A 15,187-nucleotide genomic window follows, 5' to 3' on the forward strand; every position below is an offset into this window, starting at 1 on the left:
TTTTGCGGACTCAGCAAAACGACGGGACCGTTTACGGTTCGAGGGTTCGAACGCGGGGAGTACCGAATGGACCTCGATCAGCCGTCCCGTCGTGCCGTCCTCGCCGGCTCCGTCGTCGCCATCGGTGGCGGCGGCGCCTACTACCTCGCCCGGGACGACGAAGGCGAAGGACACGACCTCTCGCCGACGCTGCACGCGAGCGACGAGACGACGGCGTTCGGCGTCGATCTGACCGGGAAACCGATCGTCGGATCTTCCGACGCGGCGCTGGATATCTACTACTGGACGGACTTCCAGTGTCCGTTCTGCGAGGAGTTCGAACGGGAGACGCTCCCCGATCTCGTCCGGGACCACGTCGAACCCGGGCGGGTTCGGATCGTATTCATTCCGCTGCCGTACTTCGGATCGGACTCGATGACCGCCGCGGTCGCCTCGCGGTGTGCGTGGGCACAGGTCCGCGACGACGACCCGTCGGCGTACTGGGACTGGCACGCCGCCGTCTTCGACGAACAGGGCGAGCAGGAATCGGGGTGGGCCGACGCCGACGCACTCCTCGAGTACACGCGCTCTGTTTCCGCTATCGACGACGACGACCTCGAGACGTGCCTCGAGGAGCGAGGCGAGGGGTTCGAGTCCTCGATCGAGGACGACGCCGAGCAGGCCCGCTCGTTCGAGATCGCGGGGACGCCGACGTTCGTCGTTTTCGACCCCGACTCCGGAGCGGCCGGAACGCTCGTCGGGGCGCAGCCGTCCGAACGATTCGACGAGGCCATCGACCGGATCGACGACGCGTAGGTTGTCGTTCCCCTCTGGACCGATTTTGTCGCAGACTATCGTCATAGGAAAGCACAGATAATGCCGAGAAGTAACACGTGATAATCACTATTGTAACCATATTACGTTTCATTTTACAGCTTAAACACTCGGTATCGGCTAGCTACATGAATATATTGCCGCTATACCGGACTTCAATCCCTGTCAGCGAATGGTAACCACGGTAGCGTGAAACACATGCACAGCCGCCGACGATTCATAACGTACGCCGCCGCGACGGGTGGGATAGCCGCCCTCGCGGGGTGTAGCGAGGACGATGCAGGTGCAGAGAACGGTGCCGACGGCAACGAATCGAACGGGGACGAGAACGGTGGGAACGAATCGGACGAGGAGACCGACGACGAGAACGGTGATGGCGACGACGAGGAGAACCTCGTGATCGTCGCACCCGACGGCGACTGGCGGTTCGATCCGGAGGAGATCACGGTTTCGGTCGGGGAGACGGTGACCTGGTACTTCGAAGCACCGGGCCACAACGTCTCCTCCCATCCCGACGCCTCGAACCAGAACGAGAACCCGGACGACGCCGACCCGTTCGCCTCCTACGAGGGAGACAACCACTCCGAGCTGGTCGACGAGGGCGATGAGTACGAACACACGTTCGAGACGCCGGGCGAGTACACGTACGTCTGTACGCCACACGACGGCAGCATGATCGGTACGGTAATCGTGGAGGAATAATATGTCAGTAGACGAAACACCGAACGAGACGACCGAGGAATCGAACCGAGAGCGAAAGACGTCGACGGGGACGAAGCGGTTCCTGAAGCGGCGACGCTTCATGGCGACGGCAGGGGTCGCCGCGGGCGTCGCCCTCGCGGGCTGTAGCAGCGACGACGGCGAGGCCGACGCGGACGGCAACGGCGACGACGATGACGACGGGAACGGCGACGACGACGGCAACGGGAACGGCGACGACGAGGAACTCGAGCGCGGAACCCGGGAGTACCTCGAGGACGCCTATCCGGGACTCACGGTTCACTCCGCAGATCCGGAAAACGGCGAGGCCGCCGAGCGCGAGACGTACAGTAACTACATCACGCCGGCCGAGGAGCACTTCATCAGGAACCGCTACCTCTCGCCCGATATCGACGAGGACGACCACGAGATCGAACTCAGACTCGGCGACGAGACGGTCGAACTCTCGATGGAGGAGATCAAACACAGCTACCCCACCGAGTCGGTCGCCCACACGATGCAGTGTACGGGCAACGGTCGGTCGTACTTCGAGCCGGAGGTCGGGGGCAACCCCTGGGCGTTCGGCGCGGTCGGGAACGCCATCTGGACCGGGACGCCGGTCAGCGAGATCCTAGAGGAGTACGGCGCCGACACCAGCGACGGGATGTGGCTGATGGCCGCCGGCGACGACGTTCCCAGCGAGGACGACCAGGTGTTCGCCCGGTCGATCCCGATGCAGAAGGTGATGGAGGACTGCATCCTGGCCTACCAGATGAACGGCCACGATCTGACGATCGAACACGGCCACCCGGTCCGGCTCCTCGTCCCCGGCTGGTACGGCTGTAACAACATCAAGTGGCTCTCCGAACTGGAGGTCATGGACATGATGATGTACGGCGACGAGTGGGAGCGATACTACAACTGGCAGCAGAATTCCTACCGGATGGAGGTCGCCGGCCAGTCCGCCGAACACCACGAGGAGATCGAGGAGTTCGACACGCAGGAGCAGATGGATCTCGCCGCGGAGGGCGACCACCCGCTGGCGTACGCCTACGATCAGCTGGTGAAGTCGGTCATCGGCTACCCGGGCGAGGACTCGAGCGTCTCGCCGCGAGCCGCCGACGGCCGGGTCGAGATCGTCGGCGTCGCGTGGGCCGGCGACGACGCGATCGAACAGGTCGAGGTGTCGACCGACGGCGGCGAGAGCTGGGAGAACGCCGAGCTGTTCACGCCCGAGATGTCGGGTGTCGACACGAACGGTTCGTGGCAACAGTTCCGGTTCCTCTGGAACCCGGAGGAAGACGGCGAGTACACGATCTGCTCGCGCGCGACCGACGAGCAGGGCCGCAACCAGCCCCGCGAGGTCGCCCACCAGGACGAGGAACTCGAGACGATCGAGGACGACGCCTTCCCGTGGGAGGCCGGCGGCTACGCCAACAACGCCTACTGGCCACACCGCGTCGAGGTCGACGTCGACCTGTAGCTACTCCCGCCGTCGTCCCGCTTTCTTCTCCCAGTTTCGCGAGTGTCCCTCCCCCGGCTCGCCGTGGACGTCGAGCAGTTCGACCTCGATCTCGAGTTCTTTGCCGGCCAGTTCGTGGTTGAAATCGACGACGACGGTATCGTCGGTCACGTCGGTAATCCACCCCGATCGCCCGTCCTCGGTCGTCACGAGCGTCTCCGGCTCGAGGGTCGCGTTCGCGTGTTCCTCGAGCGCGTCCCGTGGGAGTTCGTCAACGGCCGACGGATCCCGCTCGCCGAACGCCGCCGCGGGCTCCGCCCGGACCACCGTCGACTCGCCCGGTTTCTCGAGGTCGCGAACGGCGTCCTCGAGCGCCGGAACGACGTCGCCGTCCCCGACGCGGAACTCGAAGGGCTTGTAGTCGCGGTGGTCGTGGTAGATCCCTTCACGTCGGGCGACGTCGATGTCGGTCGTGTCGACGGGCTCCCCGGCCGCGTCCCCGGTCGCGAGTCGAGCCGTGTAGTGGACGATGGCGATCTGGCCGTCTGCAACCATAGCGGCGGTGTTCTCGTCGAAGCCGTAAATACATACTGTCGAGTGGGAACGGGGGTCGGACGAGGGAGTTCGACGGCCGATCAGTCCGAATACCCAAAAGTCTTGTACTTGTGATAGTAATGTATTAGAGAATGAAACGCCGACAGGTGATCGCCGGAGCGGGAACGGCCGGACTCGCGAGCCTCGCGGGCTGTCTCGGGACGGTCGGACTGGACAGACACGAGGCCACGCCGGCCGGGATCGAGCCGGAGATCCGCGAGGAGGCGGGTTACGAGCGGACCGACGTCGACGAGCTTCGCCTCGAGGAGACGGTCAGCGTCTCCGTCGTCTCCCAGGAATTCGTGTTGATCAACGCGCTCACGGAGTACGAGAAGACGATCGACATGGGGTTGCTGGGCGAACACCAGGGCGCGGAGTTCGTCGTCTTCTCGAGCCCGCAGATCGGGATCGCCGGCCGACAGCTCAACCCGATCGGAGAGCGCTCGACGAGCGAACTCGTCGACCTGGTCGTGAACAACTACGGCGGGATCGACGACGTCGACCACGACGCCGACGAGGAGCTGACCGTGCTCGATCAGTCGACGACGCTGTCGACGTTCACCGGCGAGGCGGCGTTCGACGGGCGAACCGTCGACGTGAACGTCCTCGTCACCGAGACCGTCGACGCCGGCGACGACCTGGTCGCCACCCTCGGCGTCTACCCGACCTATCTCGACGACGAGGGCGAAAACGTTCGCTCGCTCATGGGCGGCGTGCTCGAGGAGCTACCCGACTGAGACTAACTCGGCACCTCAGCGTCCGGCACCCGACGGCGCGTCGGGCAGTTCGAACTTCTCGCTCTCGATTCCCAGCTCCTCGAGGGCCGCCTCGAGGTGGCGCTCCTCGGCGAAGTCGGCGCCGTCCTCGACGCGCAGGCGCTGGGCGGTCGCCAGCACCTCGCCGCGGCGCTCGTCCGGCACGTCGAACTTGTCGGTCGCGAGTTCGATCGTCAGCCCGTTGTGATCGCGGGTGTACAGCGAGTGGAAGATACCTCGGTCGAACTCGTTGTAGCCCCGTCCCGCCTCCTCGAGGGCCTCCTTCGTCTCGACGAACCGCTCGGGCTCGACCGAGAAGGAGACGTGGTGAACCGAGCCGACCTGGTGGCGCAGCGGCTGCTCGCTGGACTGACGGTCGTCGTTCACGAAGAAGGTGAGGATCCGCCCGTCGCCCGTGTCGAAGAAGAGGTGCGTCGACTCGGGGTCGTCGAGGTTGGGCTGTCTGAGTACCAGCGGCATCCCCAGCAGGTCGCGGTAGAACTCGATCGTGTCGTCCTCGTTGCTGCCGATGAGCGTGATGTGGTCGGTGCCGGCGAGGCGAATCGGGCTGTCGGGTCGGTCGGCCGTGATTTCAGGATTATCACTCATGGACTCGGTCTTGGATTGCTTGACAGGTAAACTTGGTTCCTGGCTATCAACGGCATCGAAGCGAGTGGGTCGGGAGAGCGAAGCTCTCTCGAGCCGAATCGGCGTAGCCGGACCCCCAACGGAAGAGTTCCTCCGCTTCGGTGCAGGGGGGATGTCACATCTGTGATCCACCGGTCGCGACCACCGGTCGATCCGTGTTCAGGATGACCGACTGCGTGACGCTTCCGAAGACCGCTTTCCCGACCGGGGAGCGCTTTCGACCGCCAAGCACGATCGAGTCGACATCGTACTCCTCGGCCGTCTTGATGATGTCGTCGGCAGTGTCGCCGCTGTCCTCGAGGACGGTCACGTCGACGTTGTTGTCCTCGAGGCGCTCTTTGGCGCGCCGAACGGACCCGATCCGAGTAGCGGTCTTGAACTGCTGGAGGTCCGACGGGAGGTTCTCGCCCTCTTCGGTGAACACGAACAGGAGAACGGCCTCGACGTTCTCGCTGGCGTTTGGCAGCGATGTCACGTAGTCGGCCTGAGCGCGTGCACGGTCCTCGTTCGTATCGATGGGTATCAGGACCCGATACATACGCTCCCTTCGCACGGCGGCCCAATAAACCCGATTGCCGGCTCGGTCGCCCTAGCCGCCGATATGCGACGCGAACGGAACGGAGTGGATCCGAGACGCCTCGGCTGGACGGTATCCGAGGGATAACAACTATCGGTAACCATCACTAACTCGTCGTATGAAGACGGCAGTCGTCGTCGACGCAGTCCGGACCCCCTTCGGCAAGCGAGACGGCTCGTTCAGGGACACGCACCCGCAGGACCTCGCGGCGGCCCCGCTCGAGGCCCTCGAGGCGCGCAACGGGTTCGACCCGGAGACGGTCGAGGACGTGATCTACGGCTGTGTCACCCCGGTCGACGAGCAGGGACTCAATATCGGTCGCATCGCGCCGATGGTCGCGGGCTGGGGCGACGGCGTTCCGGGCGTCCAGCTCAACCGGATGTGCGGCTCGGGCCAGCAGGCGGTCAACTTCGCCGCGACGAACGTCATGGCCGGCCAGCACGACGTGCTGGTCGCCGGCGGCGTCGAGCACATGACCCGCGTGCCGCTGGGGTCGGACGGCGTCGACGGCGTCGCCGGGGAGAGCGCCGTCACCGACACCTACTTCGAGCACGTCGACGAGCTGACCCATCAGGGCGAGGGCGCCGAGCGGATCGCCGAGAACTACGGGTTCGAGCGGGAGGAGCTCGACGAACTCGCGGTCGACTCCCAGCGCCGCTGGGGAGAGGCCTGGGAGGACGGGCGATACGACGATCAAGTCGTCCCCGTCGAGACCGAACTGGACGGGGAGGGAAGCGAGTCGCAGCGCGACTCGAACAGTCGAGCGGGGAGCGAAGCGACCCGCGAGACGGTCGTCGTCGACCGAGACGAACACCCCCGCCCCGAAACCGATCTCGAGACCCTCTCCGAACTCCCCCTCTCGTTCCGCGAAGAGGGGGAGGGCGTCCACCACCCCGGAAACTCCTCGGGGATCGTCGACGGTGCGTCGGCCCTGCTGATCACGAGCGAGGCCGCCGCCGAGGCTCACGGCTGGGAGCCGATGGCCCGAATTCGACAGACGGAGGTCGTCGGCGTCGACCCCGTGACAATGCTGACGGGGCCGATCCCGGCGACCGAACGCGTCCTCGAGCAGTCGGCCTACGAGCTCTCCGATATCGACCTGTTCGAGGTCAACGAGGCGTTCGCCTCGGTCGTCGCCGCCTGGCTCGAGGAGACGGGCGCCCCCTGGGATCGAACCAACGTCAACGGCGGTGCCATCGCCCACGGCCATCCGCTGGGGGCGACGGGCGCGGCCCTGGTGACGAAACTGGTCCACGAACTCGAGCGAACGGAGCAGGACGTCGGGCTCTCGACGATGTGTATCGGCTTCGGCCAGGGGATCGCGACGATCCTCGAGCGGGTGTAGGTCCGGTGGTCGGAGTCAGCGCCGACTCGCGTGCGATCCGAGAAGCAGTAGCCCTGCTGGTCGTGCTCCCGCCGCTGATCGGAGCAGTGAGCTACGGTCTCGGTGATGGGTTCGGTTCCGGCGCGGCGTTCGGCTTCTGGACGGCCGTCGTCGTGAGCGCGCTGATCGTCCTGTGGGGGCCGATGGGAGCGTCCGACGCCGACCGATAGATCCGTCGGGCGACCGATTCGTAACCGGAGTCGCGGACGTCCCCGGTTCCGTTCCGCGTCCGAGCGAGGTCCACTGTAAAGTGTTCTCGCCGCGACCCCTCCGGTATGCGACTCGACGGCGTTCGAATTCTCGATCTCTCGAGGCTGTTGCCCGGCCCGTACGCGACCCAGCTGCTGGCGGACTCGGGCGCGGAGGTAGTGAAAGTCGAAGACACCGGCGTAGGCGACTACGCCCGAGCCATGGAACCGCTCACCGATCGCGGAACCGGGGCGATCTTCGAGATGGTGAATCGGGGGAAACGAAGCGTCGCCATCGATCTCAAGAGCGAGGACGGGCGGGCGGCGTTCTACCGGCTCGTCGCGGAGAGCGACGTCGTCCTCGAGAGCTTCCGTCCGGGCGTCGTCGACCGACTGGGGATCGACTACGAGACCCTCCGCGAGCACAACGAGGAGTTGATCTACTGTTCGGTCACGGGGTACGGTCAGGACGGCCCCTGGGCCGATCGGGCGGGCCACGACCTCAACTACGTCGCGCTCGCGGGGCTGCTGGACATGACTCGCGAGTCGCCCGACGCGAAACCCCAGACGCCAGGTTACCCGATCGGTGATATGGCTGGCGGCCTGTTCGCGGCGTTCGCCATCGTCGAGGCCATCCTCGCACGGGAACTCGGCAACGCGGACGGCGAGTACGTCGATATCGCGCTGGCCGACGTCGTCGCCTCCTTCTCGCAAGCGATCGCCTACCAGTCCCTCACCGGCGACCCCGCCGAGCCCAGGCCGGGCGAGACGCCGCTGACGGGCGCGCTGCCGTGGTACGACAGCTACGAAACAGCCGACGAGCGGTGGGTGACGCTGGCCGCCCTCGAGCCGAAGTTCTGGCGCGCGTTCTGCGAGGCCGTCGGCCGGGAGGACCTCCTCGAGGAACACGGTTCGACGGATCCGGACGTGCGGGCGGCCCTGCGAGCCGAGCTCGAGGCCCTCTTCCGCGAGCGAACGCGCGACGAGTGGGAGGACGCGCTCGAGGGCGTCGACGCCGCGTTTTCGGGCGTGTACGCACCCGCGGAGGCCGTCGAACACCCCCAGCTTCGAGCCCGCGGGCTCGTCGAGGAGTCCGCCGACGCCCCGCCCAGAATCGGGTTTCCGGCCCGCCACCGCGAGGTGGCGACGTCCCCGAGCGAGACGATCCCCGAGCAGGGAGCGCACACACGGCAGTATCTCGCCGAGGTCGGCTACGACGACGGCGAGATCGACCGCTTGCTCGAGTCGGGCGCGGTTCGCTGACCGTGCGCCGAGAGCCTACTCGAACAGATCACCGTGGCGGTTCGCCAGGTCGGTGTAGGCGCCCGAGGAGAACTCCTCGAAGATCGCCTCGGGATCGATCCCCGTCTCCTCGAGGGGCGTGATTTCGGCGGGGACGCCGCGGACGAACGACTCCGAGGGGATCGAGTAGCCGTCGGGAACGACCGTTCCGGCGGCGACGATGCTTCCGGATCCGACCCTCGAATCGGTGTTGAGCGTCGTGTTGAATCCGACCAGCGCGCCCGTCTCGACGCGTGCCTCGTTGAGAACCGCGCCGTGTCCGATCATCACCTGCTCCTCGAGGGTCGCCGCGTGCAGCGTCGCGTTGTCGCCGACGTGGGTTCTCCGACCGATCCGCACGGGACCGATGTCGCCCCGGAGGACGACCCCCGGCCAGACGCTCGCTTCGGCCGCGACCTCGACGTCGCCGACGAGGATCGCGTCGCGACTGACGCGGGCCTCGTCGTCGACGGACGGACTGGTTCCCTCGAACTCGTAGGTTCGACTGTCGACCATGGTCAGTCCGTCCACGACGCCGGGTATAATCGTTCGTCAGGCGATCCGTGACGGTCACCGGGCCTAACGGGTCGTGATGCGGGCCGCGGGTGTGCTCACTCGAGTTCGGGAAGCACCTTCTCGCCGAACTCCTCGACGAACCGCTCCTGCCCGCGGGCGACGTTGTGCAACAGGAGCTTGTCGACCTCGAGCGAGAGGTCCCGCCGGAGCCACTCGAGGTGGTCCTCGGGGTTGGCCGAGACCCGGACGCTCTCGGCGACCTGCTCGCGGGTGACCTGCTCGCCCAGCGCGTCGAACTCCTCGGGGGTGCGCAGCTTCTGGGTGACCGAGCCGGGCGCGCAGTTGGTCCGCCACTGGTCGTAGGCGCCCTCCAGCGCCGCCTCCTCGTCCTCGTCGTAGGCGAGTTGAACCTTGAGGGCGATCGGTTTCCCCGGGGCGTTCTCGCGGAACGCCTCGATCCGGCTCTCGAGGCCCTCGTGGTCGGGCGTCGCGATCGTGATCAGCCCCTCGACCCACTCGCGGGTGCCGAGCCAGCGGGCGGTCTCCTCCGAGAGCGCGGCACCGAACAGCGGCGGCGGCGACTCCGGGCGGGTGTACAGCGTGGCCTTCTCGACGTCCACCCGTCCGTGGTGGGTGACCTCCTCGCCGTCCCACAGCCGGTGCATGATCTCGGCACACTCCTCGAGGCGGGCGTTGCGCTCGTCCTTGAGCGGCCACTCCACGCCCGCGACCCCCTCGTTCATCAACTGGCCGCTGCCGACGGCGAACCAGAATCGCTCGGGGTACATCTCTCGAAGCGTCGCGGCCGCCTGCGCGATAACTGCGGGGTGGTAGCGGTAGCCGGGTGCGTTGACGGTACCGAACGACAGCGAGGTCCGCTCCATCGCCGATCCGAGCCACGACCAGACGAATCCCGACTCGCCCTGGCGTTCGCTCCATGGGTGGAAGTGATCGGAGGCGAGCACCTCGTCGAACCCGTACTCGTCGGCGAGTTCGACACAGTCGAGCAGGTCGCTCGGCGCGAACTGCTCGTGGGAGGCGTGGACGCCGATCTCGGCCACGGTTCACACCTCCGTGGCGTCGCTTCGGGACCGCTCCTCGAGGCGTCGATCCGGCGCGGTCGCTCGAGACCGATGGCCGGCGACGAGCCAGGTGCCGTCCGCGAGTCGGCTGGTTCGAAGCTCGCTCCGCTTGCGGTCTACTGGCGACTCGAGGTCGCTTCGCTCGGGCGTCTCGCTCATAGCTACGCCGTCACCGTCCGTCGCCTAAATCCCGCTCCCTGAATGTGCTTCCCGGACCGGCAGTATTTCCGGATCCGCCCCGTCGAAACGGTATGCTCGTCCTCGGTGACGTCCACGCCTCGGATCCGGATCGACGGGAGACCTTGCTCGCACACTACCGCAGACTCGAGCCCGAACACGTCCTCCAAGTCGGCGACCTCGAGTGCTACGAACTGCCGGCCCCGACGTGGTTCGTGGCCGGCAACAACGAGGAGTTCGACACGATCGAGGCGCTCCGTGCCGGCGAAACCGCGGGAACCCGAAACGTCCACCTGCTGGCGAGCACGGCGGCAACCGTCGAGGGCGTCCGCGTGGCGGGGCTGTCGGGCAACTACGCGCCGACGAAGTACGACCTGCCCCGCTCCGAACTCTCCGGTAAACGGCGCCGACACTTCACTCACGAGGACGTCGAGCGGGCGGCCGAGCTTTCGGACGTCGACGTCCTCCTCACCCACGAGGCGCCGACCGAGCTCCTGTCGTACGGCTACGATCCCGGCTGCGAGCACGTCGACGAGCTGCTCGAGACGCTTTCGCCGGAGCTCTGTCTCGTGGGTCACCACCACGGCCACCGCGAGGCCGAAATCGCGGGCGTCCGCACCGTGAGCCTCGCACCGGCCTGGGAGCGCTACTACGAACTCGATCCGGAGACGCTGGCCCTCGAGAGCCACGGGATCGACTCGAGTGAGTGACTACTGTCGAGGCGCGACGCGCTGGCGGACGAAGTTCCGCAGGCGGGCGGTGTACGTCTCCGGTCGGTGCAGGTTGCAGATGTGGCCGACCCCGGCGAGCACCTCGATCCGCGCGTCCTGTGCGGCGGCCGCGTGCTCGCGTTCGCCGCGGCGCATGATCTTGTCGTGCTCGCCGTTGATGATCAGCGTCGGGCCGGGGTACGTCGAGAGCTTCTCCCGGAAGTTCACGCCGCGGACGTCCGGGCCGGCGTCGCCGAACTGCTTGGGATAGAAGCCCGCGTCGATGATCGCCGCCTCGATATCCGACGGCAGGTCGCGGTTGCGGACCCACCGCGTCGCCAGTCGCTCGACGGCGCGCTTGCCGACGTCCGGTCGGGTGAGCAAGCGCGCGAGGGTGCCGTTGGCCCGCGTCACCAGCCGCATCCCGCGGACGGGGTTCGCGCTGCTCCCCGTCAGCACCAGCCCGTCGACCTGCTCGGGATGGCGGGAGGCGTACTCGGTCGCCACGTAGCCGCCCAGCGAGAGGCCAACCAGCACCGCGCTGCCGTCGGTCGCGGTCTCGATCGTCTCCTCGAGGCGGGCGATCGCCGGCTCCATCCGGAACGTCTCGTCGGCGAACGTCCCGTGGCCGGGGAGATCGGGCGCAACGACCCGGAACTCGTCGGCCAGCGCCCGCCGCTGGGGGAGCCACATCTCCTTGGTGAACATCGCGCCGTGGACGAACAGGATCGCCTGTTCGTCGGTCGGTCCGTCGACGTCGACGCCCTCGAGGTCGCTGCGGCCGAATATCTCCATAGCCCGTCGGCGTACGACGGGGACGGGATTAGTTCCCGGCCCGGCAACCGCAACCGTCCCGATCGCCGGAATGAATTCTATACTGCGATATCAAATCCGAGTGAAGCGGCTCGAGTTCGGCGGGAAGCAAAACAGTCGTTCGGCACCGCTTCTCGTCCGCTACCCCCGCTCGACCGTCACGACGGAGTTCGATCGAACTCGTCCGATCTCAGACTTTTTCTCGGTCACCGAGGAAACGAGTGTCAATGACGAGCAACGGGATCCCCGTCGACGGCGGTATCGATTCGCACGTCCACCTGATGCCCGACCGGCTGATGGCCGCAATTCGCGAGGCACTCAACGACGCGGCGGGCTGGGAGTTCGACCACCCGACCGACAGGGAGGCGATCGAGGCCGCTCTCCGCGAGTACGGCATCGAGCGATACGTCGCGCTGCCGTACGCTCACAAACCGGGGATCGCCGCCGACCTCAACGGCTGGTTGCTCGAGGAGGCGAGCGCCTCCGAGATGTGTCTCCCCTTCGCGACGGTCCACCCCGCCGACGACGTCCATGCGGTCGTCGAGGCTGCCTTCGAGAACGGTGCCCGCGGGCTGAAGTTCCAGTGTCCCGTCCAGGAGGTGGCGCCGGACGATCCGCGGTTGGATCCCGCCTACGAGCTCTGCGCCGCGTACGACCGGCCCGTCCTCCACCACGCCGGCAACGCGCCGATGTTCGAGGCCAGTCCCCACGTCGGGATCGAACGGTTCCGGCGGTTTCGCGAGCGGTTTCCGGCGGTGCGGGCCTGCTGTGCCCACATGGGGACGTTCGAACACGAGGCGTTCCTCGAGCTCGCCCGAACCGACGAGAACGTGTACCTCGACACCAGCTTCGCGATGGCGACGGTCGTCGACCGCTACGTCGACTTCGATCCCGCCGCCATCGACGACGCCGTTTTCGAGGACCTCGCCGGCCGCGTCATGTACGGCTCCGACTATCCGAACGTGCCCCACGCCTACGAGCGGGAGTACGAGGGACTCGTCGACCGGGACCTCTCGGAGACGGCGCTCGAGGCCCTGTTCCGGGGGGCGACAGCGCAGTTCCTCGGCGAGACGTAGCGCGGCCGATCCTCGGTGCCGGTTCCGATCACACTCCGAGGGCGAGCCTCCTGGGTCACTCGAGGAGGCAAACCGGGCGTTCGATCGCGCTCAGGAATCCCCGGTGTCGGCGTCGTCGCGACGGTCGTCGTTCGAACCGTCCGTCCGGCTGGCCCCCTCGTCGACCGACAGCTCCGCCTCCGGGTCGCGGTCCGGATCCGTCGGATCGAGTTCGGCCTCCGGCTCGAGCGGGCGCGTCTCGTCGGGACCGGTCGCCATGGCGGGCGCCGCCGTGTCCGAACCGTCGGCCGCCGGAGGGGGACAGACCCGAGCGACGGCCCCGTCGACCGCGGCGACGACGCCGACCGTCTCGCCGTCGGCGGTCTCGACGCGCGATCCGATATCGTCGTCCGTGAACGTATTGCACATGTGGCCGACGTCGCGGCAGCCGGGTGAAAAGCGTGGTGCCTGCAGAAGACGGTCGCGGCGATCCCGACCGGCGACGCGTGTCGGCGATCGAACCCGGACGGCAGCGACGAGCCGAAAAGAAACTACTCCGTCGCGGCCGAGACGTCGTCGGCGTCGGCCTCGGTCTCCGGCGTCGGTTCGCCCGTCGGTCGGACGAACTCGCGCTCGAGGTGGATCCGCGTGCTGCTGATCTCGCGGACGTCGTCGGCCTCGAGGACGAAGGCCTCGCCAACCTCCTTCCGGTCGAGACGGATGAGGATCTGATCGAGCGCGTCGGGGTTGGGCTCGACGCGAGCCTGCTCGCCGCTGACGGACGCGACGGTGCCGATCACCTTGCCGTCGGCCCGCTCGACGAGCTTCCCGAGGTCCTCGTTCGTGAACGTTCCCTCGGTGACCTCGCCGGCCTCCGGCTCGTCGACGGCGGCGCCCGCACCGCTCGCGGCGGCCGCCTCGGACGAGGTGACGGCTTTCTCGGCCTCGGGCGAGGCGTCGGCCGTCTCCTCCGCCGAGGAGGCGTCGTCGGGTTCGGGCGCCGTCTCGACGGCGACGTCGGTTCCGAACTGTTCGCTCCACGTCGAGGAGACGATCGGCGCGACGGCGAAAAACACCATCATGAGCATGAACAGCGCCAGCATGGCGGTCGCGACGACCGTGACGCCGTACGTGGCGTCGAACGCGACGATGCTCGGGGCGATACTCGCTGCGGTGCCACCGGTAGTGACGGGACTCATTGACGTTGGTCCTCATATCGCGATCCGCTCGTATGAGGATTTCTTTTCTCCGTCGATCCGCGAGATCCGGTTACCTCGCTCGAGAGGGCCCATCGGGGCCCTCGAGCCGTTCACTCGATCGGGAACCGGAGGATCGCCCCGATCCCGTCGAAGGCGTCGGCGAACCGGTCGCCGTCCGGAAAGTCGTCGGGGACGACCAGCGTCTCGCCGCCCTGCTCCTCGGCTCGCTCGCCAAGCTCCTGGATAGTCGTCCCCTCGAGGGTCGACGAGAGCAACAGCGTGTCGACGGCCTCGTACTCGAGGGCGTCGTCGACGTCCGCCTCGCCGTAGGCGACCTCGTCGGAGCCGACGTCGCCGAGGAACCGATCGAGCGCCTCGCTGACCGCCCCCCGGTCGCGCTCGTCGATCGCCTCTTGGCCCTTCTCGGCGAGCTGCTCGAGACCCTGTCTGGTGGCGTACTCGACGGCGTACTCGCCGGCGATCAGGTCCTCGAGGCGGTGGTCGAGCTCGGCCTCCTCGCGGAAGCGTTCGATCGTGCCCGTCGTCCCGCCCAGCAACAGTCCGTCGATCCCGTCGTCCTCGAGGAAGGTGACGGCCGCTCGCTCGGCGACGTCGTCGAAGAACTCGCGTTTCTGTCGCTCGGGGTCGCGCTCGAAGCGCTCGGCCGACTGGCCGCCGGCGCTCGACTTGTCGGGGACGTCGCTGTCGAAGACGTCGATCTCCTCGACGCCCTCGTCGTCGAGTCGGCCCAGCGCCGCACCGCCGCGCTCGACGACGAGCAGTCCGTACGTCGCCGACGGCTCGGTGACGGACTCGAGCGGCGAGAGGTCGAACTCGTTTGCGTGCTTGTAGATCGACGCCTCGATCTCGACGGGGAGGTCGTCGAACGTCGCCGTCAGCAGGTCGCCGTCGGGGACGCCGGCGTAGACGGCGAGTCCGTTCTCGGGGATCTCGTCGTACTCGTTGAGCCGATCGCGGACCGCCTCGAGGGCGTCGACGAGGGGCTGGGGAAACGACTGCTCGTCGAGTTGGGTCGCCTCGGCGTAGTCGGTCTCGACGGGCTGGCGGGCCTCGCCGATGGAGTCGCCGGGCGGAACCGCGAGCGAGACCAGGATATCCCGGTCGGCGGAAACGTTCGAGAGTCGATCGAGTCGTTCGTGGAGGTCGTAGTTCGAGAGTGACATAGGTTCGAAAATCGATTCGAGGCGTCGCGAAGTGCGGCCTCGAACCCGGA

At 67.2% G+C, this 15,187-nt stretch carries 19 protein-coding genes; 9 read left to right on the forward strand and 10 right to left on the reverse strand.

What is annotated here, in order from left to right:
- Positions 1-66: 66 nt before the first annotated feature.
- From ACNA7R_RS04890 to ACNA7R_RS04900, 3 genes are all read left to right on the forward strand, one after another.
- Positions 67-795, forward strand: coding sequence for a DsbA family protein (locus ACNA7R_RS04890; RefSeq protein ID WP_416282434.1), 729 nt, complete (start codon positions 67-69; stop codon positions 793-795).
- 216 nt (positions 796-1,011) lie between these two features.
- The gene (locus ACNA7R_RS04895) at positions 1,012-1,515 is read left to right on the forward strand and encodes a plastocyanin/azurin family copper-binding protein (RefSeq protein WP_416282435.1); all 504 of its coding nucleotides are present in this window, start codon (positions 1,012-1,014) and stop codon (positions 1,513-1,515) included.
- Between the two features lies 1 nt (position 1,516).
- Positions 1,517-2,995 carry a sulfite oxidase gene (locus ACNA7R_RS04900; RefSeq protein ID WP_416282436.1) on the forward strand — a complete coding sequence of 493 codons (1,479 nt, stop codon included), beginning with the start codon at positions 1,517-1,519 and terminating at the stop codon, positions 2,993-2,995.
- Here the strand turns inward: ACNA7R_RS04900 and ACNA7R_RS04905 are convergent, their stop codons facing one another.
- A complete protein-coding gene (locus tag ACNA7R_RS04905; RefSeq protein ID WP_416282437.1) occupies positions 2,996-3,529 on the reverse strand; it encodes an FKBP-type peptidyl-prolyl cis-trans isomerase in 534 nt (177 codons plus the stop codon).
- 131 nt (positions 3,530-3,660) lie between these two features.
- On the opposite strand from ACNA7R_RS04905, the gene ACNA7R_RS04910 reads away from it, so the two are divergent.
- The gene (locus ACNA7R_RS04910) at positions 3,661-4,305 is read left to right on the forward strand and encodes a DUF6517 family protein (RefSeq protein ID WP_416282438.1); all 645 of its coding nucleotides are present in this window, start codon (positions 3,661-3,663) and stop codon (positions 4,303-4,305) included.
- A 15-nt stretch (positions 4,306-4,320) separates the two neighbouring features.
- Here ACNA7R_RS04910 and ACNA7R_RS04915 read toward each other — a convergent pair whose 3' ends face one another.
- Both ACNA7R_RS04915 and ACNA7R_RS04920 read right to left on the reverse strand, forming a co-directional pair.
- On the reverse strand, positions 4,321-4,932 hold the full coding sequence (locus ACNA7R_RS04915) for a VOC family protein (protein WP_416282439.1): 612 nt from the start codon (positions 4,930-4,932) through the stop codon (positions 4,321-4,323).
- A 154-nt stretch (positions 4,933-5,086) separates the two neighbouring features.
- Positions 5,087-5,509 (reverse strand): universal stress protein, encoded by a 423-nt coding sequence (locus tag ACNA7R_RS04920; RefSeq protein WP_416282440.1) that lies wholly within the window; start codon positions 5,507-5,509, stop codon positions 5,087-5,089.
- A gap of 157 nt (positions 5,510-5,666) precedes the next feature.
- Here ACNA7R_RS04920 and ACNA7R_RS04925 point away from each other — a divergent pair, with 157 nt between their 5' ends.
- The 3 genes from ACNA7R_RS04925 (at position 5,667) to ACNA7R_RS04935 (ending at position 8,383) form a co-directional block, all read left to right on the forward strand.
- Positions 5,667-6,893, forward strand: a complete 1,227-nt coding sequence (locus ACNA7R_RS04925) for a thiolase family protein (RefSeq protein WP_416282441.1) — start codon at positions 5,667-5,669, stop codon at positions 6,891-6,893.
- Between the two features lie 5 nt (positions 6,894-6,898).
- Positions 6,899-7,102 carry a hypothetical protein gene (locus tag ACNA7R_RS04930; protein ID WP_416282442.1) on the forward strand — a complete coding sequence of 68 codons (204 nt, stop codon included), beginning with the start codon at positions 6,899-6,901 and terminating at the stop codon, positions 7,100-7,102.
- A gap of 105 nt (positions 7,103-7,207) precedes the next feature.
- Positions 7,208-8,383, forward strand: coding sequence for a CaiB/BaiF CoA transferase family protein (locus tag ACNA7R_RS04935; RefSeq protein WP_416282443.1), 1,176 nt, complete (start codon positions 7,208-7,210; stop codon positions 8,381-8,383).
- Between the two features lie 15 nt (positions 8,384-8,398).
- Here the strand turns inward: ACNA7R_RS04935 and ACNA7R_RS04940 are convergent, their stop codons facing one another.
- The 3 genes from ACNA7R_RS04940 to ACNA7R_RS04950 all read right to left on the reverse strand — a co-directional run bounded on the left by ACNA7R_RS04940 (position 8,399) and on the right by ACNA7R_RS04950 (position 10,158).
- Positions 8,399-8,917, reverse strand: a complete 519-nt coding sequence (locus ACNA7R_RS04940) for a gamma carbonic anhydrase family protein (protein WP_416282444.1) — start codon at positions 8,915-8,917, stop codon at positions 8,399-8,401.
- 95 nt (positions 8,918-9,012) lie between these two features.
- Entirely contained in the window at positions 9,013-9,978 is a 966-nt protein-coding gene (locus ACNA7R_RS04945) for a TIGR03885 family FMN-dependent LLM class oxidoreductase (protein ID WP_416282445.1), read from the reverse strand.
- 3 nt (positions 9,979-9,981) lie between these two features.
- Positions 9,982-10,158, reverse strand: coding sequence for a hypothetical protein (locus tag ACNA7R_RS04950; protein ID WP_416282446.1), 177 nt, complete (start codon positions 10,156-10,158; stop codon positions 9,982-9,984).
- A gap of 92 nt (positions 10,159-10,250) precedes the next feature.
- Here ACNA7R_RS04950 and ACNA7R_RS04955 point away from each other — a divergent pair, with 92 nt between their 5' ends.
- Positions 10,251-10,886, forward strand: a complete 636-nt coding sequence (locus ACNA7R_RS04955) for a metallophosphoesterase family protein (protein ID WP_416282447.1) — start codon at positions 10,251-10,253, stop codon at positions 10,884-10,886.
- Here ACNA7R_RS04955 and ACNA7R_RS04960 read toward each other — a convergent pair whose 3' ends face one another.
- Positions 10,887-11,681 carry an alpha/beta fold hydrolase gene (locus ACNA7R_RS04960; RefSeq protein WP_416282448.1) on the reverse strand — a complete coding sequence of 265 codons (795 nt, stop codon included), beginning with the start codon at positions 11,679-11,681 and terminating at the stop codon, positions 10,887-10,889.
- A 245-nt stretch (positions 11,682-11,926) separates the two neighbouring features.
- Between ACNA7R_RS04960 and ACNA7R_RS04965 the strand changes: the two genes are divergently transcribed.
- Positions 11,927-12,775, forward strand: a complete 849-nt coding sequence (locus ACNA7R_RS04965) for an amidohydrolase family protein (protein ID WP_416282449.1) — start codon at positions 11,927-11,929, stop codon at positions 12,773-12,775.
- A gap of 90 nt (positions 12,776-12,865) precedes the next feature.
- Here ACNA7R_RS04965 and ACNA7R_RS04970 read toward each other — a convergent pair whose 3' ends face one another.
- The 3 genes from ACNA7R_RS04970 to ACNA7R_RS04980 all read right to left on the reverse strand — a co-directional run bounded on the left by ACNA7R_RS04970 (position 12,866) and on the right by ACNA7R_RS04980 (position 15,137).
- The gene (locus ACNA7R_RS04970; RefSeq protein ID WP_416282451.1) at positions 12,866-13,183 is read right to left on the reverse strand and encodes a hypothetical protein; all 318 of its coding nucleotides are present in this window, start codon (positions 13,181-13,183) and stop codon (positions 12,866-12,868) included.
- 122 nt (positions 13,184-13,305) lie between these two features.
- Positions 13,306-13,953 (reverse strand): hypothetical protein, encoded by a 648-nt coding sequence (locus ACNA7R_RS04975; protein WP_416282452.1) that lies wholly within the window; start codon positions 13,951-13,953, stop codon positions 13,306-13,308.
- A 110-nt stretch (positions 13,954-14,063) separates the two neighbouring features.
- On the reverse strand, positions 14,064-15,137 hold the full coding sequence (locus tag ACNA7R_RS04980) for a Vms1/Ankzf1 family peptidyl-tRNA hydrolase (protein ID WP_416282453.1): 1,074 nt from the start codon (positions 15,135-15,137) through the stop codon (positions 14,064-14,066).
- Positions 15,138-15,187 lie beyond the last annotated feature (50 nt).

Source organism: Natronococcus sp. (assembly GCF_047921035.1).
GTDB lineage: Archaea > Halobacteriota > Halobacteria > Halobacteriales > Natrialbaceae > Natronococcus.

Bases quoted from the DNA above. Each gene is read 5' to 3' on its own strand.
- ACNA7R_RS04895 (WP_416282435.1), top strand. From the start codon at position 1,012: ATGCACAGCCGCCGACGATTCATAACGTACGCCGCCGCGACGGGTGGG.
- ACNA7R_RS04910 (WP_416282438.1), top strand. From the start codon at position 3,661: ATGAAACGCCGACAGGTGATCGCCGGAGCGGGAACGGCCGGACTCGCG.
- ACNA7R_RS04935 (WP_416282443.1), top strand. From the start codon at position 7,208: ATGCGACTCGACGGCGTTCGAATTCTCGATCTCTCGAGGCTGTTGCCC.
- ACNA7R_RS04980 (WP_416282453.1), bottom strand. From the start codon at position 15,137: ATGTCACTCTCGAACTACGACCTCCACGAACGACTCGATCGACTCTCG.
- ACNA7R_RS04915 (WP_416282439.1), bottom strand. From the start codon at position 4,932: ATGAGTGATAATCCTGAAATCACGGCCGACCGACCCGACAGCCCGATT.
- ACNA7R_RS04905 (WP_416282437.1), bottom strand. From the start codon at position 3,529: ATGGTTGCAGACGGCCAGATCGCCATCGTCCACTACACGGCTCGACTC.
- ACNA7R_RS04955 (WP_416282447.1), top strand. From the start codon at position 10,251: ATGCTCGTCCTCGGTGACGTCCACGCCTCGGATCCGGATCGACGGGAG.
- ACNA7R_RS04900 (WP_416282436.1), top strand. From the start codon at position 1,517: ATGTCAGTAGACGAAACACCGAACGAGACGACCGAGGAATCGAACCGA.
- ACNA7R_RS04960 (WP_416282448.1), bottom strand. From the start codon at position 11,681: ATGGAGATATTCGGCCGCAGCGACCTCGAGGGCGTCGACGTCGACGGA.
- ACNA7R_RS04950 (WP_416282446.1), bottom strand. From the start codon at position 10,158: ATGAGCGAGACGCCCGAGCGAAGCGACCTCGAGTCGCCAGTAGACCGC.
- ACNA7R_RS04925 (WP_416282441.1), top strand. From the start codon at position 5,667: ATGAAGACGGCAGTCGTCGTCGACGCAGTCCGGACCCCCTTCGGCAAG.
- ACNA7R_RS04940 (WP_416282444.1), bottom strand. From the start codon at position 8,917: ATGGTCGACAGTCGAACCTACGAGTTCGAGGGAACCAGTCCGTCCGTC.
- ACNA7R_RS04970 (WP_416282451.1), bottom strand. From the start codon at position 13,183: ATGTGCAATACGTTCACGGACGACGATATCGGATCGCGCGTCGAGACC.
- ACNA7R_RS04890 (WP_416282434.1), top strand. From the start codon at position 67: ATGGACCTCGATCAGCCGTCCCGTCGTGCCGTCCTCGCCGGCTCCGTC.
- ACNA7R_RS04975 (WP_416282452.1), bottom strand. From the start codon at position 13,953: ATGAGTCCCGTCACTACCGGTGGCACCGCAGCGAGTATCGCCCCGAGC.
- ACNA7R_RS04965 (WP_416282449.1), top strand. From the start codon at position 11,927: ATGACGAGCAACGGGATCCCCGTCGACGGCGGTATCGATTCGCACGTC.
- ACNA7R_RS04920 (WP_416282440.1), bottom strand. From the start codon at position 5,509: ATGTATCGGGTCCTGATACCCATCGATACGAACGAGGACCGTGCACGC.